The organism is Blautia sp. DFI.6.71 (assembly GCF_020593585.1).
In the GTDB taxonomy this organism is placed as follows: Bacteria; Bacillota; Clostridia; order Lachnospirales; family Lachnospiraceae; genus Blautia_A; species Blautia_A wexlerae.
Genome location: NZ_JAJDMJ010000049.1, coordinates 1 through 16,373, shown reverse-complemented (window position 1 = coordinate 16,373; position 16,373 = coordinate 1). Strand labels below are relative to the sequence as shown.

The following is a 16,373-nucleotide window of genomic DNA, read 5'->3' as shown; positions in this document are numbered from 1 at the left end:
TTACTGTTCACTCCGTTCTCAGCAACACAAAAATTTTACACTTTTAGAAATTTTGTAGGAATCAGTTGCATCTCCCTTTCAATCCGTTATAATATTAGATGTATGTAACTATTTAATAATCAAAGAAATCTCTGCGGAACAGTTATCTGATATAGAGCTGCATAACACAACAAAGGTTAGTACACCGTTTTCGAAATAACTATACCACTCACTTGTCTGCGAATCCGATTGCACAGGTATAAAAGCCTCAGCGTAGCCCGTACGCCTGCGTTTTTATACCTGCACACTCGAATCCGCATCCTACGCGATTGGTATAATTATTTACGAAACGATGTACCAGGAAAGAGGAAAATAAATGTTTAGAAAAATAGATAAAACCAGTACATTCAACGATGTTCTGAAACAAATTATCGAAAATATCCAAAACGGAGAATTACAACCCGGCGACGCACTTCCTGCTGAACGTATTCTGGCAGAAGAATTCGGAATCTCCAGACCAGCATTACGAGAAGTCCTGAAGGCTCTTTCCCTGCTCGGGATTACTGTCAGCGTACATGGCGGTGCCAATTATATTGCAAATGATCTTCACAGCTGTCTTACTGAACCTCTGTCTATCATATTTCAAATGTACAACAGCAAAATTCAGGATGCATTGCAGCTTCGAGGCGCACTGGAAAGCAAAGCTGCTTTTCTCGCTGCCCAAAACTGTACACCGCTGGATGCTGCTGAACTCCAGCTTATCATTGCCAGACTGGACAGCACTCAGGATGAAAAAATCCGCGGTGATCTGGATCGTGATCTACATCTGAAAATTGCTCAGATTTCTGCCAATCCATTAATACTGAGTGTATTAAATGCCTCTGCACAGATTACTGAAAATATGATCGTTGGAATACGTTCCTATCTTATGCAGAAAAATAACGATGCACCGGAGATTGATTCCCAGCACACCCGGCTTGTTCAGGCAATAACCAATAATGATGCACCTCTTGCAGAAAAAGTTATGAACGAACATATGCATACTATAGAATATCTTCTGAATGAAATTACGTCTGACAACCTCACAATTTCTGATAACATTCCACAACCATAAATTATCCTGATCATGTTATCAAAAATTATATGTCAGACCCACTTATCAAACCTATGGCAATCCTCTAAAATCATACTTTATCTGGAGAATTGCCATATCTGCTTTACAATCATTCTGTTTCTTCACTGAAAATCTCGCACATCAGCCTTGCCCCTGTTTTAAACCCCATAATAAAGCTCTTTTCCAATTCCTGAGGATATATTTCCATATTTTTAGCCATCAATACATCCAGTTCTTCAGCCTGTTCATCTGTCAGCCGGGCTCTTAATTTCTGATAACACTGGTATGCCGCCTCTTTTTTCGCTTTACATAAATCATCATGTATTTCTGACATTTCATTTTCTTCCCCATTGTCATTATCCATATACATACCATACAGTTTCCGAATCACATTTTCCATATATTTACCCAGTCTCTCTGAAAATATTTATTTACTGCATTCTGATGTTACAAGTATTCCCCACGTATTCACAACTCACTCATATCAATGTATCAATTATAGCAGCAATATAAGTAACACTATTATGTATTATAAAATTGTGTTATATCAATGTCAATCCTGTGTAACTATACTTTATATCATAACAGTGATTACAGAAATCAAAATTGGAATAAGCAATACTAATTATGATAACTATATTCACCAATAAATGTTTTACAGGAGGGATAATCATGCCAAACGACTTTATTGTCCGGCCAAAATGTACAGATAAAAAAGAAGACAGATCAATCACCATGACCATTCGCCTTGAACGTGAACTGCAGGAACAATATGATGACTTGTCTGCCAAAAGCGGACGCTCAAGAAATGAATTAATGTGCATGGCACTCCGCTATGCACTTGATAATCTGAAATTTGTCGAATAAATAATATGCATAAAAACGCTCCTTAAATATCTGAATAAATGAATAGTTATTCAAGTATTGTATGAAATAATGTTACAATTGACGAACTGACATTTATAGATATACAATTACTCCAATGGTAGCAATAAATTATCTGACATTATTTGCCGTATTATTTTATACAGGGAGGTTTTTTTATGCATTCATTATCAGATTCTACTCAGGGATACACTTACACCATTAAATGGATGTTCGGATTGCCGGAAGTTATGAAATCCATGCATGATATGGATATTCACGAAGGCAGCACAATTCGTGTTCTTCGAAAATTTCATGATTCTCTGATCATTTCCTCTGCAAACCGAAAGATTGTTCTTGGAAATGAAGTTGCTGACAGAATACAGGTATAGTGCTTTATATTAAATGTGGTGAAAATTTACAGAACAAAGACCGGATAAATGCTGTAACATTCAGCATTTATCCGGCTTATTCTTATCTCTGTTCTATCAGGCGTCAGTTTTCCGTCTTAATAATTGTTCTCTGAATTATAAGAAGAAAGAAACGCAAATAAGGTATGCACAAACAGCCACTGTATACGACAGATGACTCAAATGAGCCATAGCGTATGGAGGTGACTGTCTGTGAGTTTGCATATTATAATACAAAATGAGAAATGAGATGTCAAGTATCCCCAATAATCATTATTTCAAGAGCAGGAACAATTTGCGCTTTGAAGATCCGGCCAATATATATGACAGAGTGTCCAGAATATTTGGATAAAGAAAACCGATGGCTTTGACTGTTATCAGTCTACACCATCGGTTTTCTCAAGTCCAGCTAACCCTTGAACAGTAACGAACAATTATTCAACCGGAATCCACACTTTCATTTCTCCCTCTCCACGGTTATTCCAAAGGAAATAAGGTATCGCTGTAAGCTTTACATCTTCTTTCATTTCCTGATACACTCCATAGAGTGTATCTCCTTCCAGTTCTCTTCTTCTGGTTCCTTTTGCATATATTGTATTAATTTCTTTTCCTGCAATACTGTTTCTCTTTGTTTCAAGCTCCCCCTGCGCATATAAGCCCAGTTCTTCTATTTCAGATCCATTGTCAATAGACTCAAAACAATACAGTAAAGGCCCCATAATAATTGCAGCTTTTCTTGCGTCATAGCTGATTTTTCTATTCGCAGCTATGACAATTGGTTCCATCTGAAATTCCAAATCAATTCTATTGATTTCCTGCGTATCTAAATCAACTAAAATATACCCGGATTCTGATCTCTCACAGAAAATTTCTCGCCCGTTTTTCTTTACTTTAACACCAGAGGACCAAGCAGGATGTCGAATAGCTATTTTACTACAATCTTTGCCGCTGATTGTTATTGAGATTATTCCGTTTAACGGAAACTGTGTCTCTAATTTTACCTGATACTGTTTTCCATTTCTTTCAACAGTAGCTTCACTATTTATAAACTGGTTCACATACAGTATACTTTCATCCTCTTCTAATCCGTATATGTATTTCCCAAGTCCTGCTAATGTACGTGCAATATTGGGTGGACAGCAGGAACAGGCATACCACTGTTGCCGAACGGATTTCAAATGATTCCTCTCCGGATTATCCTTGCTACGTCTGGGAAGCATCTCCATTGGATTCGCATAAAAGAAATGTTCTCCGTCCAGGCCAAGGCCTGATAATACTGCATTATAAAAAATATATTCAATTGTATCTGCATAACAACTCTGCTCAAAATTCTGCAGCATTTTAAACGTAAAAAAGATCATTCCAAGAGCTGCACAGGTTTCCGAATAGTTCGTATCATTAGGAAGATCATAGTCTTTCGTAAAAGCTTCACCGGAAGGTGTAGAACCAATACTTCCATTTATATAAATCTGCTTATTCGTAATATTATCCCACAATGATTTACAGCTATCCAGCAATTCCTTATCTCCATTATGATAAGCCAGATCTGCCATTGCTGTATACATATATACTGCTCTGACAGCATGTCCCGTTGCTTTCTTTTGCATACGTACCGGTTGATGGAATTGATTATACTCCTGATATGGAAATTGATTATATCGTTTATTTGGTTCTTCCACTTTACATTTTGTCCAGTGACAAATTCTTTTACGTTTTATAAATTCTTCTTCAAAAAATTGATTTGTTCCACGCATGTCAATAAAATATTCCGCTAATTTTAAATATTTATTTTCATTCGTAAGATCATACAGTTTCACCAGCGCAAGTTCTAACTCCTGATGCCCTGGATATCCATGCATCTTCCACTCTTCCGGTCCAAATTTCTCATTAATACAATCTGCAAGCTTGCAGGCAATTTTTAATATTTTATCTTTTCCTGTTCCCTTGTAATAAGCTATGGCAGCCTCGATTAAATGCCCTGCGCAATATAATTCATGGCACTCTAAAATATTAGACCATTTTTTCTCTGGTTCAACAAGCTGAAAATAGGTATTTAAGTATCCATCTTCTTCCTGAGCTCCTTCCAGAAGGTCAATAACCTCATCTGCCTTTTTTTCCAATTCAATATTATTTTCCACCTGTAGTGCGTTTCCTACAGCTTCTAGCCATTTGTATAAATCACTGTCCTGATATGCTTCTCCGTAAAATTTATCATTTGAAATACCAGCTGCAATTCGGAAGTTATCTATAGCATGGCTTTTTTCGATTCCTTTTACTTTATCATTCAAAATATCCCATTGATAAGGGATTACTTTTTTTAATATCAGTTCCTGATATTCTTTCCAAAATCCACTTGTAATTTTTACATTTCCAATTTCCAGTGCTTTCATTTAAGTTTCCGCTCCTCCATAATCCTATATTCTTTGGGGGTACAGTTTTCCTGCTTTTTGAACACCCTGACAAAATAATTTGCTGTTGCAAATCCTGTCATATTCGCTATTTCATTTATATTTAATTCTGTTTCTCTCAATAAGATCTTGGCCTTTTTCAAGCGAAAATCACTAAGATACTTTGTAAATCCCACGCCCATTTCATTACAGAATAAACTGGATAAATAATTTTTATTCATAAACACCTCTGTAGCGGCAGATTCCAGAGAAATATCCTGATGATAATTTTCTTCAATATAACTTAATACATTTCTAATTGATTTACTGTATTTTTCTGAATCGTAATTGCTTTTATAATCGATCTGCTTTTCCTTTTTTAATTTTTTTACTTCACTCTGAAGTAATTTTACTTTTTCCTTTTCATTTCTGTTTTTTTTCCACTCACCTATCACTTTCCTGATAATCTTATATAACTCTTCCTCCTGAATGGGCTTTAAAATATAATCTACTGCTCCATTTTTAATAGCTTCATGCACATAAGAAAATTCTGTATATGCACTGACAAAAATACAAAAACAGTTTTTATTCGTTTCCCGTACTTTTCTAAGAAGTTCAAGGCCAGACATTTTGGGCATTCGGATATCAGAAATAATCAGGTCTGGAGATAGTTTCTTGCACAATTCCAAACCTTCTTCTCCGTTATCACAGGTTCCGACAATTTGTAATTCGCTTTCAAACTTTTTCAGAAAATTACATAGCAAAAAACGTATATTTTCCTCATCATCAATTATCAAAACTTTCATCCGGCACCACCTTTTCCCTTTTTATCCTAAATGAAACTTTTGTTCCTTTTCCAGCTTCACTTTCAATAGTGATTCCCGACTCTTTTCCATAATACAGAACAAGACGGTTATTTACATTTACAAGACCAATTCCTGTTCTGGGAGATTCTTCGCTGATAACTTTTAAAGTAATATTAGCTGCAAGAAGTGAGTGAACATATTGTAATTGAGCCGGACTCATTCCGCATCCATTATCACTTACAACAATTCTTAAATTATCATTTTCCAGTACAGCTTCTATAATCATTATTTTTGTTTTCTGCTCATCTTTCAGGCCATGACAATATACATTTTCTACTAATGGTTGTATCGTTAAGCACAAAATAGGGAAATCATACAGTTCCTGCTGAATCCTGTAAAATATCTGAACTTTTTTTCCAAACCTAAATTCCTGCATGCGTATATAGTTTTTCACATAATTGATTTCATCCTTTAAGCAAACTATATGCGTTTTATCATTTAATACATATCTATACATTTTGGCAAGTGCATCTGCTGCTTTTTCAACTTCATAGCTTTCACTTTTAATTGCCAATGCTCTGATCGTTTCAAAAGAATTTGCAAGAAAATGTGGATTTATCTGCGTTTGCAGTGCAAGCAATTTTGCCTTATTTGTTTCTCTTTGTATAGCAGCATTTTTTTTCAACATCTCTTCCAAGGAAACCACCATTGCATTGTATGTTATTTCAAGGGTGTTTATTTCCTTTAAATTTGAATTTACTTCTATATTTTTAAATTTTCCATTGGCTTTCATCAAACTCATGCTGGCAGTCAATTTTCCCAATGGATTTGAGATAGACCAGGCAAAATAAGATGCACATATCACAGACAGTATCAAAATAACAACAGCTACACCTACAAAACCTTTCAGATTTTCCTTTAGATTTCTGATAACAGCTTCATTTCCACATCCGATTTCTAAAGTCCAGCCGTTTTCAAATGTGTATGTTTTCTGTATGATATTACTTTTTGAAATATTTTCATTTTTTAAAATGATTTTATTGTCTTTATCTGTTAAAATCGCATTGGAATCTGTTCCACTTGGAATAAAGCTAACATTATTCTTCAATGCATCAGTATAAATATCAAGTTCCAGAAATCCTATTTTCAAATTTGGACAATATATATCATAAATATTCTGTCCCACAGAAAACACAGGGGTGTGATCATCTGCCAGCAAGTAGGGGGATCGATCATAAAAGCCTGTATACACAATATTCTCTTTGCATTCACACAGGTCTTTCATGCACGGATTATCATAATAACTATCTTTTCTTATGATTTCATTTGTGCTGCTTATCCTGCCTGTAGTATCGATCCAGCTGATATCTGCAATATAGGTTCCGGATCTGCGAAGTGTCTGAAAATTCTTTTCAATTTCCTTGCAGCTATAAAGGTAGCCCTTTTCACCATATTTTAAGCGCTCATTACTATTTAAAACCACTTCAATAGCCTGGCATCGTATGGTATTGATCTGGGAAAGAACAGTCTGAATATTATTTTTTGTCTGTATAAATTCCTTCTCAATCTCGTTCTGCTGTTGGTCTTTCGTATATTTGTATATCTGGCAAAATTGAACGATATTAAGCAGAACTGTAGATAGCAAAATCAAAAATACATAGGATATGGTCAATTGTTTTCGTATCGTATTTTTTCTTCTGTTCATTGCTGTTCTTTCCCTCATATGTAATTTTATTTTTTATTCATTCCACAAGTTTTCACGTTTCAGATATGCAACTCCGATTTGTTCCCGTACAATCTCTTCTGAATCAGGAATATACATGGCTCCATTATACCACATGATCCATCCTGTATCATTTTTCATTACATATGGTTTATATACTGCTTTTTCGTCAAATTTTCCTTTATCCGGTGCAATGATCGGATTCTGAGAATATCGCTCCCATCCTGTGATTCCGTCTTTTGATCTGGCTAATCCAATTGCTGCACGATCCACATGGATAAAACCGATATAAAACATATAGTACCAGCCATCCCATTTCAGCACATGGCAGGCTGCTGTTTTATTTCTCTCCCAATCAATGTTAACATCACTGGAAAAAATAGGATTTCCTTCGTATTTTTTCCAATTCATGCCGTCCTTACTCCATGCATATCCAATAGCATCTGGTTCATGGTTACCTCCTCCGGAATACCACATCTTATATATTTTTTCTGTTTCATCATATATAACATGAGGGCACATGATAGCTTTTAATTCCCAATCCTGGTCAGGTACAAGTACCGGAGCATCAAATCTTTCCCAGTTAATACCATCTACGCTCTGGGCATAACCAATGTAGGATTTACCTTCATTTGTATAAGGTGCCATCTGTCCGGAATACCACATTTTATATATTCCATTTACTTTTATCACAGATGGACGGTTTAATTCATCTTTATCCCACCATGAATCCTCTCTTGGTTTTAACACCTCGATGGGCTCTTTCCAATGCACACCATCCGGACTTTCTGAATAAGCAATGCATTCTTTTGGACGCCAGGAAAACCACATTTTATACATATTTTCATCTCTCATAACGGATAGATCAAAACATGTACCAAATTTTCCTCCTAAAACCGGGTTTGTTTCTTCTTTTTCCCATCCATCTTTTGTGCCCCAGGGATATTTACTCAGATTTTCCGGGGTATCCCAAAAAAAGCGATCTTCATATCTCTGCACAAAAAAGCCTTGTTCTTCTAATTCTTTACTATATTTGATCATTCCTTATCCTTTCACGCTTCCAGCTGTCATTCCTTTTATAACCTGCTTCTGAAATACCACAAAGAGCACGATTACCGGAAGGACCAAAATTATAATTGCTGCTGAGATCAATCCATAATCTGCCACATATTGGGCTTTCATGTTATAGCATACCTGATTCAATGTTATTAAAGACTGTTTTGATATGATCAACAGACTTAAAAATAAATCATTCCAGCTGTTAATTAAAACAAAAGTTGCAACAGTTGCCAAACCACTTTTTGATATCGGCAAAATTATTTTCCAGAAAATCTGCACGCGATTACATCCATCTATCTTTGCAGCTTCCTCCAGTTCTTTTGGAATCGACTCCATAAAGGGAGTTAAGATAAAAATGCTAAATGCAAGATTCGTTACAATAAAAGCCAATATAATTCCAATCCTTGTGTTCAATATTCCTATTTTACGAAATATAAGAATAAATGGGATTATAATCGCATTTATAGGTATCATAATTCCCAAAGAATAATAGTGATAAATCTTTCTTCCCTTTTCAATTCGTGCAATGACATAAGATGTCATTGCGCTTGCAATCGTAACTCCTGCCACACTGCAAACTGCATAAATGACAGTATTTAACATATGCAGCGGTACATCAGCAGCTTCCCATGCCGTAGAGTAATTATCCCACTTGGGTTTCAACGGAAATGAAAAAGGTCTAGAAAATATTTCATTATTCTCTTTTAAGGAAGACAGGAAAACCCAAAAAAGTGGATACAGCATTATAAGCGCAACACTACACAGAACAATGTATTTAATCAATACAGATATTTTTACTTTACTGCGCATATTCCTTCTCCTTTAATCATTTCTGTTAATATAGGCAAATATTTTGTTCACCACTGCCGTAGCCAGAACAGCCATTATAAGCATACAAACCGCAATAGCAGTTCCACGTCCGATGCTGGAATCCACAAATGCTTCTTTGTACATATAAATAGCCAGAAATGTACTGGATGCACCAGGTCCACCTTGCGTCATCATGTATGGAATATCAAACGTTTTAATTGCTCCGGATAAATTTATAATAATGCAAACCTGAATCATACTCTTCACATTTGGTATTACAATCTTTGAAAAAATATCTACCGTATTTGCACCATCTATCCTTGCACTTTCTATTATCTCACTTGGAATAGACTGCATTCCCGCCAAGAGAATAACAAAATGATATCCCAGATATTGCCATATACCAGGTAAAATTACAGAAAATAATACAATATCAGGATCAGATAACCAATTCTTTATATACTTCTCCATACCAACAGCTTTCAGGAACGTATTGATTGGTCCAAATGTAGGATTAAAGAACAATGAAAACATTAAGCCTATTACAGTTGCTGAAATAACTACCGGTACGAAATACGATGTCTGAAAGAATCTGAAACCCTTTTTCACACGATAAACCATGTAAGCCAGAATCAAAGCCAGCGGAAGCTGGATAAAAACTCCAGCTCCCATACTGATCAATGTATTGGCGATTATTTTTTTAAAGTATCGGTCACGTACAAAAATATCCAAAAAATTATCTAATCCGACAAATACACTGTCTCCAACACCATTCCATTTTAATAATGCAATAAAGAAAGAAGCTACAAGAGGAAGAATCAAAAAAACAGTGTAGAGACAAAATGACGGAAAATGAAATAATATAGCGAATATTTTATCATGGATTTTTCCTTTTCTCATAAGCAACTCCGTTTAATTCTTTGCTGACTCCAGTGATTCATCAATATGTTCAATCACCTCATCAGGAGTTGAAATACCAGCAAATAATTCATCAAATCCATCTGCAAAATCAGTCCAGCATTCTGTCTTCGGACAAGTCTGTGGGAAGTTCGGACAAGATTCTTTTCCCTTTCCATAAGCAATAATATCTGCCAGAAGCGGAACAGTAACCTTCGCATCGTCAATTTCTACATCATTTCTGGCCGGAATGTCTCCTGCATTATACAATCCAATTTCCTGCATCTCAGTTGAATATAAATAGTCTACAATATCAATAATTGCCTGTTTTTTGGTATCATCTTCCCATGCTTTTTTAGAAATCATATATCCCATATCACCGCCTGCACGTGTGAAGTTTGAGGTATCTCTTGTACCGCCAGGCATAACAGGGGCATCAATAATAACTGAATTTTCTGCTGTCTCTTCTGTAATATTAGGAATCTGCCATGTCCATGCATAGATCATTGCAGCTTTTCCTTCATTATACAGTGCAAACTGCTGATTCCAATCTCCAATAGAAATGGTATCTGCCGGGAACAAGTTGTTTTCTCTCATTGTGTCGACAATTTCCAGGGTATTATGAATGTTAGGGGTGTCAATGGTATAATTTTGTGTAAGATTTTCAAAGTCTTTCTCACAGTCTGGCATCTGCCCTAAAATTTCAGCTACGAATTCATGTGCTGGATTTCCACCCTTTGATCCCATTGCAAATGGAGTAATTCCATTCTCATTGAACACTTTTCCAACTTCAAGCATATCATCTAAAGTTTTTGGATATTCCAAACCATATTCTTCAAACAGTGCTTTATTGCACAGCCATACTCCGTACTGAAGAGATGTTGTGATAGTGGTCAACGTCCCCTTTGATGATGTTCTGCTAAATGATTCCTCCGGGAATAAATCTCTGCTAACCAATTCTGACGCATCCAGATATTCATCAAATGGAATAATAACATCTGCATCCAACAGCATAGTAGAGTTTCCGCCGCTTCCCCAATAAATAAAAATATCTGGTACTGTATCTCCTGCGATATCTGTTTTAATCTTAGCTTTCAGCTCATCTCCAACAATATTTTCGTGTTCCAGGGTAAATTCATCTGCATGATCGTCTGCAAAGCTTTCAATTGCATCATATGATGGTTTCTGTGCAGGATTTGAAGGTGTTAACCAAGTTATTAAACGAATTGTCGGCGCATCATCTGCCATAACAGGAATCGCTGTTCCGGTTACCATTGTTGCTGCTACAGTTACCATTGCCATAATTTTCTTTGTATACTTTTTCATAATTTATTTTTCCTTTCTATCAGAATGCTGTATAGCCTCCATCTACTACAAAATCAGAACCTGTTACGAAACTGCTTTCTTCACTGGCCAGGTATACGATAATCCCGGCAATTTCACTTGCAGCTCCAAAACGTTTTAATGGTGTCCACTGTTCAAAATTGGACTGTCCGACTTCTTCTGGTTTTAACGGTTCATCACTCCATGTACGAATGTAACCAGGACTGACTGTATTTACCCGAATACCATGTTTTGCCCATTCAATTGCCAGGCTCTTTCCCAGTAAGATAACGCCTGCTTTTGAAGAGTTATATGCACATTGGCATTGTGGAATATTTACTATATGTCCTGACATAGATGCAGTAAGGATAATACTTCCGCTTTTTTGTTTTATCATTGCTTTTCCTGCTGCACGTGAAGAGATAAATGCACCGGTCAGATTTACTTTTATAACTCTTTCAAATTCTTCCAAAGGCATATCTTCTGCCGGAATATCCTGAAATGTGCCGGCATTACAGTAAGCAATATCCAGTTTTCCCCATTTATCCACTATTGTATTAATAGTCTCTTCAATTTCATTCTCTTTCGTGATGTCAGCTGGCAGGATCAGTGCTTTTCTACCAAGCTTTCTAATATACTCAGCAGTCTCTTCCAGCCCCTTTTCATTAATATCTGAAATTGCCACATCAGCTCCTGCCTCAGCTAATGCCCACGCACTGGCTCTTCCAATTCCATGCGCAGCGCCTGTTACCCACGCTTTTTTTCCAATTACTCTTTCACTTAGCATTTTATCACTCCTCAAATTGTGTTTTAATATATTCAATTCCCTGTTCTGCAATCCGTAATCGATTTTCCATTGAAAGATCCTTATCCAGATCTCTCCACATTCTCATATTATGTCCCTGTTCCCCACCAAACTTATAGAAGGGTTCCAGTACAACGGCACCATCATAACCTGTTTTTTTCAGAGCCTTTCCTATTGCTTTCCAATTTATATGTACACAGGTATTTGGGACTTTACGATTGGGTTCACTGACATGAAAATATCCAATGTGATCAGCAGCTTTCTCTATTGACTGTTCTATATCGTCTTCTTCAATATTCATATGGAAACAATCAAGCAGAAGCTTACAATTTGGACTGTCAATCTCCTTACAAAATTCCAAGCCTTCGTCAACTGTATTGATCAGATAATGTTCAAAACGATTAACAATTTCCAGATTTACAGTTACACCAAAATCTTCAGCCGTCTTCATTACAGCTTTCATACACGCTATACTTCTTTCCCTGTGCAGCGCTTTCAGCTCTGGCTCAATAATTTGTACACTATAGTCTGCGGGCCAGGAGCCATATACGATTCCGCCTACTGATTTTCCCCCAAGTAAGGAAATTCCCTCAATCCCACGTTTTAGGAATTCTACTGCACCATTTCTGCTTTCTTCTTGATCTGATGTAATGCAATACTCTTTTGGATAGCCAAATGTAAAAGTAGGTTCTATATCCAAATCTCTTATTACATCTTTCAACAAATCAATTTCTTTCTGATTCTTCTGAAACATCGCATCAGTTGGAAAAAATTCAAAAACTTCTGCTCCAACACTTTTGGCTTGCTGTAAACATTTTATCACTCCCTGGCTTTCGTAAAAGCTGCCCCAATGATTAAAATGTATTCCAAATTTCATCCATCATTCCTCCCTTCTAATATTTTGCACAAATATGTTTTTGTTATGTTTAGATTTTATTATATAATGCACAATCATTCAATTTCACATTCTTCACTTATATGTCATTTTCTACACTTCTATTTGTTTCTCGTGCTATTTTATTCAAAATATATCTGAGCATCAAAAAGGGGCTGTCCATTTCCTGACAGCCCCTTAACACATTTTAGTGTCTCCACGCTCTTATATATTTTGTCAACACTGCAATTAAAATCATTCAGCAATCTAAGTATTTTATAGCCTTTTCTGAATAGGAAGATTTTTACATTACCTGGAATTTGGAATTCGCCCCATTCATTGGTAAACTCTTAATATCTCTTAACCACACAGTAATATGTTACAACTTTGATCGTGTAAAATGCGGCATAATAAGAACGGTTGATTGAATCCCTATACAAGCCCTCTTTTAAACAATGGTCAGCTACTTTCAGACTATCATTAGCTTCTGTAATTCGATAATTACTTAAATCTTTTTGTCTCTTATCCAATTACAATTCCCTCTTTCTCTACATTATCATAAAACGGCAATGCTACCAGCCAGTGTCTGTAATGTGCCTCATTTTCCAGAACTGGATTTATTACAATCCCCGACTCCAGTTCCAGGTCAAACGCCAGATTAAAAATACTGTTTTCGACCTGCTCTATTTCTTCTTTTGAAAGAGATGTTAATATCATAACATCAATATCCAAATTTTCCTTATAATCTCCACGGGCATAAGAACCATAAACAATAGGCTTGGATAGATTATTTTTTTATGTTCTTTTAGTCCCCTGTGCAAAGACCATTAATACTTCCTGCCTAGTACGGAATCGCATTAATTATTAAGTAATATCCCTATGGAAGTTTTTCAAAATATATGGCATAATCAAAAGAAAAATCAAGGAGATCATTCATATGCCATTTGTTGCTGCACCTGTTAAAATACCAGAAGACATCCACCACATTCTTTCCAAATTTTCAAAAAGCAGGACCTTACCAGCCCGTCAGGTACAACGTGCCAAAATAATCCTGCTGGCGGCTGATGGTATGAACAATATGCAGATATCGACTCGGGTAGGTCTCGGACAGGATTCTGTCAGCAAGTGGCGGGGGCGTTTCCTTAAAGCTCTTCCCCTTTTGCAGGAGATTGCTGAAAAGGACCGTTCCCATCTGGAAGATGCTGTTTCTTCTTTTCTTAATGACCGCCCACGTCCGGGACAGCCAGCTCATTATACAGACGAGCAGATCATCAAGATCCTTGAGATTGCCTGCCGTGAGCCACAGGAATTTGGATATGAGGTCAGTCACTGGAGTCTCAATCTGCTTGTGAACGCCGTAGTAAAGGAAGGGATTGTGGAGTCCATATCTGCAAAAACAGTAAGCCGTTTTTTAAAATATGGGGGAAATCCACCCGCATCTCATCCGTTACTGGCTTCATTCCTCCGAGAAAACAGATTCTCCGGAAACTTTTGCGGAGAAAGTGAATGAGATCTGCACTGTTTACCACGAAGCAGAGACAGTCCATGAAAATGGCGGACATACAATCTCCGTGGATGAAATCAGGTATTCAGGCATTGGAACACAAATATCCGGATAAACCTGTAACTCCCGGGAAAGCAGCCCATATGGAATTTGAATATATCCGTCATGGAACGGTCAGCCTCATCGGTTTTTTTGATGTTGCTACAAGACGTATGGAAAAACCATATTTAAACAGTACACGTACAGAGAAAGATTTCGTTGAAGCCATACGTGCATTGATAGAAACAGATCCTGAGGCACCATGGACATTTGTCTGTGATGGTTTAAATATACACAAATCCGAAAGTCTGGTACGTTTTGTTGCCGGGCAGTGTGGATCATCCGAAGATCTGGGCAGTAAGGGAAGATCCGGGATATTAAAAAACCAGGAAAGCCGCGCAGAATTTCTGCATCATAAAGACCATAGGATACGGATCGTATATACACCAAAACATTGCTCATGGATGAATCAGATTGAAATCTGGTTTGGCATTATAAACCGACGTCTTCTTAAAAGAAAAAGCTATCGATCTATAGAGGAACTAAAAGCGAGTATCCTGCGCTTTGTAGAGCAATATAACGTTATGGCAAAGCCTTTTAAGTGGACTTATAAAGGTGTACCTTTGACAGTTTGATATTACTTAATTATTAATGCAGCCATGTACTAGTTACTGCTTTACTTATTCTCTGGTATTTTTATAGATTTCTTGAGCGTTTTAAACTTCCCATCAAACACCACTTTCCGTGCTCTCTTCAGTTGTTCCATAGTTATCGATCGCATATCGACAGCACTGTAAAACTAATTGATTAAACGAAATATTTTCATGTGATGCTATTTCTGATAAAGAATTATATATTTCTTCCGTAAAACGTATCGTTCTTGGTATATTAGATTTCGACAAGCCTTTATTTACGATAAACATTTTCTAATCCTCCTTCTATGCTATTTTAACCATATTATGATATTTTTAATATAACCAAATATATAATCATTTTATATAACCACGCATAAAAATTGGATTTTCCATTATAGATAAATCGTAAATTCCATGTCTGAAAATCAGCAAAAATAGTATGTATTAAACGCTTTTACAAAACTTGTTTTTCTTTTTTGACTTAATATGACCTTTTCTCCATCTCTCAGCAATACTGCCCTTTCCGATATACTCTTTATAAAATTCAAATTTACAATATATCCAGAATGTGATTGCACAAAACCGCTATTTTCTAATAATTTTAAATGATTTCTCATAGTAATGTAACTTTCATAAACACCATGTACCGTATGTATCAATGTATGGCGTCCAAAAGTTTCAATATATTTAATTTCTGAATAATATATTTTATCAATTCTTGCATTGGTCTTATTTATAAAAAACTTTTGATCTTCTTTTTGTTTTTCCTCAATAACCGTATTCAATACCTGCGATAACTGAAAATCTTTTACTGGCTTCTGCAGAAATTTTGAAATCTGTATATCGTAACCTTTTATAGCAAGTTGAATAACATCTGAAACTAAAATAATTTTTACTTTTGAATCAATTTTTCTAATATCAACTGCTGTTTCATATTCGTTTTTTTTCATATTATCAAAGCCAAGAAGAACAATATCAAAATCCTTATAGTTACTAAAGTATGCTAACAGTTCATATGAATTTTCATATTTAAAAATAATGTATGGCATATCATTATTTTTTGATATTTTTCGTAATATTACTTCTACCTGCAAATTACGCTCAAACGGAATGCCAGTTCCGCTACTGCGGAACGGCTATTCCA

Annotated in this window: 18 protein-coding genes and 1 pseudogene; 5 read left to right on the top strand and 14 right to left on the bottom strand. The window is 36.0% G+C overall.

Annotation, left to right across the window (positions count from 1 at the left end):
• Positions 1-355 precede the first annotated feature (355 nt).
• On the top strand, positions 356-1,093 hold the full coding sequence (locus tag LJE12_RS15820; protein ID WP_195480761.1) for a FadR/GntR family transcriptional regulator: 738 nt from the start codon (positions 356-358) through the stop codon (positions 1,091-1,093).
• A gap of 109 nt (positions 1,094-1,202) precedes the next feature.
• On the opposite strand, the gene LJE12_RS15815 is transcribed toward LJE12_RS15820, so the two are convergent.
• Positions 1,203-1,493 carry a DUF6809 family protein gene (locus LJE12_RS15815; protein ID WP_055053078.1) on the bottom strand — a complete coding sequence of 97 codons (291 nt, stop codon included), beginning with the start codon at positions 1,491-1,493 and terminating at the stop codon, positions 1,203-1,205.
• Positions 1,494-1,765: 272 nt separating this feature from the next.
• Between LJE12_RS15815 and LJE12_RS15810 the strand changes: the two genes are divergently transcribed.
• The gene (locus LJE12_RS15810) at positions 1,766-1,960 is read left to right on the top strand and encodes a CopG family transcriptional regulator (protein ID WP_118339594.1); all 195 of its coding nucleotides are present in this window, start codon (positions 1,766-1,768) and stop codon (positions 1,958-1,960) included.
• 176 nt (positions 1,961-2,136) lie between these two features.
• Positions 2,137-2,349, top strand: coding sequence for a FeoA family protein (locus tag LJE12_RS15805; protein ID WP_022380784.1), 213 nt, complete (start codon positions 2,137-2,139; stop codon positions 2,347-2,349).
• Between the two features lie 452 nt (positions 2,350-2,801).
• Here LJE12_RS15805 and LJE12_RS15800 read toward each other — a convergent pair whose 3' ends face one another.
• The 11 genes and pseudogenes from LJE12_RS15800 to LJE12_RS15750 all read right to left on the bottom strand — a co-directional run.
• The gene (locus LJE12_RS15800; protein WP_173721469.1) at positions 2,802-4,757 is read right to left on the bottom strand and encodes a glycoside hydrolase family 127 protein; all 1,956 of its coding nucleotides are present in this window, start codon (positions 4,755-4,757) and stop codon (positions 2,802-2,804) included.
• Positions 4,754-5,560, bottom strand: coding sequence for a response regulator transcription factor (locus LJE12_RS15795; RefSeq protein ID WP_055057959.1), 807 nt, complete (start codon positions 5,558-5,560; stop codon positions 4,754-4,756). The genes LJE12_RS15800 and LJE12_RS15795 overlap by 4 nt, the downstream gene beginning before the upstream one ends.
• Positions 5,541-7,043: a sensor histidine kinase gene (locus tag LJE12_RS20310; RefSeq protein ID WP_173721470.1), complete on the bottom strand. Its 1,503-nt coding sequence runs from the start codon at positions 7,041-7,043 to the stop codon at positions 5,541-5,543. Before LJE12_RS20310 ends, LJE12_RS15795 begins: the two co-directional genes overlap by 20 nt.
• A gap of 255 nt (positions 7,044-7,298) precedes the next feature.
• Entirely contained in the window at positions 7,299-8,324 is a 1,026-nt protein-coding gene (locus LJE12_RS15785) for a family 43 glycosylhydrolase (protein WP_173702553.1), read from the bottom strand.
• A 3-nt stretch (positions 8,325-8,327) separates the two neighbouring features.
• Positions 8,328-9,152 carry a carbohydrate ABC transporter permease gene (locus LJE12_RS15780; RefSeq protein ID WP_055057962.1) on the bottom strand — a complete coding sequence of 275 codons (825 nt, stop codon included), beginning with the start codon at positions 9,150-9,152 and terminating at the stop codon, positions 8,328-8,330.
• A gap of 12 nt (positions 9,153-9,164) precedes the next feature.
• Positions 9,165-10,052 carry a carbohydrate ABC transporter permease gene (locus tag LJE12_RS15775; RefSeq protein WP_055057963.1) on the bottom strand — a complete coding sequence of 296 codons (888 nt, stop codon included), beginning with the start codon at positions 10,050-10,052 and terminating at the stop codon, positions 9,165-9,167.
• A gap of 12 nt (positions 10,053-10,064) precedes the next feature.
• On the bottom strand, positions 10,065-11,375 hold the full coding sequence (locus tag LJE12_RS15770; protein ID WP_227292270.1) for an ABC transporter substrate-binding protein: 1,311 nt from the start codon (positions 11,373-11,375) through the stop codon (positions 10,065-10,067).
• A gap of 19 nt (positions 11,376-11,394) precedes the next feature.
• Entirely contained in the window at positions 11,395-12,159 is a 765-nt protein-coding gene (locus tag LJE12_RS15765) for an SDR family NAD(P)-dependent oxidoreductase (protein WP_173702551.1), read from the bottom strand.
• Between the two features lie 4 nt (positions 12,160-12,163).
• Positions 12,164-13,054 (bottom strand): sugar phosphate isomerase/epimerase family protein, encoded by an 891-nt coding sequence (locus tag LJE12_RS15760; RefSeq protein WP_173721473.1) that lies wholly within the window; start codon positions 13,052-13,054, stop codon positions 12,164-12,166.
• A 347-nt stretch (positions 13,055-13,401) separates the two neighbouring features.
• Positions 13,402-13,581, bottom strand: coding sequence for a HEPN domain-containing protein (locus LJE12_RS20775; RefSeq protein WP_227292268.1), 180 nt, complete (start codon positions 13,579-13,581; stop codon positions 13,402-13,404).
• Positions 13,574-13,828: pseudogene (locus tag LJE12_RS15750) on the bottom strand (nucleotidyltransferase family protein); the annotation flags it as partial. The pseudogene LJE12_RS15750 and the gene LJE12_RS20775, both read right to left, overlap by 8 nt.
• A 160-nt stretch (positions 13,829-13,988) precedes the next feature.
• Here LJE12_RS15750 and LJE12_RS15745 point away from each other — a divergent pair.
• Together LJE12_RS15745 and LJE12_RS15740 are read left to right on the top strand one after the other, a co-directional pair.
• Positions 13,989-14,561, top strand: coding sequence for a helix-turn-helix domain-containing protein (locus LJE12_RS15745; RefSeq protein WP_173721474.1), 573 nt, complete (start codon positions 13,989-13,991; stop codon positions 14,559-14,561).
• Positions 14,558-15,229 carry a transposase gene (locus LJE12_RS15740; RefSeq protein WP_227292266.1) on the top strand — a complete coding sequence of 224 codons (672 nt, stop codon included), beginning with the start codon at positions 14,558-14,560 and terminating at the stop codon, positions 15,227-15,229. The genes LJE12_RS15745 and LJE12_RS15740 overlap by 4 nt, the downstream gene beginning before the upstream one ends.
• Positions 15,230-15,322: 93 nt before the next feature.
• On the opposite strand, the gene LJE12_RS15735 is transcribed toward LJE12_RS15740, so the two are convergent.
• Both LJE12_RS15735 and LJE12_RS15730 read right to left on the bottom strand, forming a co-directional pair.
• Positions 15,323-15,517 carry a hypothetical protein gene (locus tag LJE12_RS15735; RefSeq protein WP_173721475.1) on the bottom strand — a complete coding sequence of 65 codons (195 nt, stop codon included), beginning with the start codon at positions 15,515-15,517 and terminating at the stop codon, positions 15,323-15,325.
• A 137-nt stretch (positions 15,518-15,654) separates the two neighbouring features.
• Positions 15,655-16,323 (bottom strand): LytR/AlgR family response regulator transcription factor, encoded by a 669-nt coding sequence (locus LJE12_RS15730; RefSeq protein ID WP_227292264.1) that lies wholly within the window; start codon positions 16,321-16,323, stop codon positions 15,655-15,657.
• Positions 16,324-16,373: the final 50 nt, after the last annotated feature.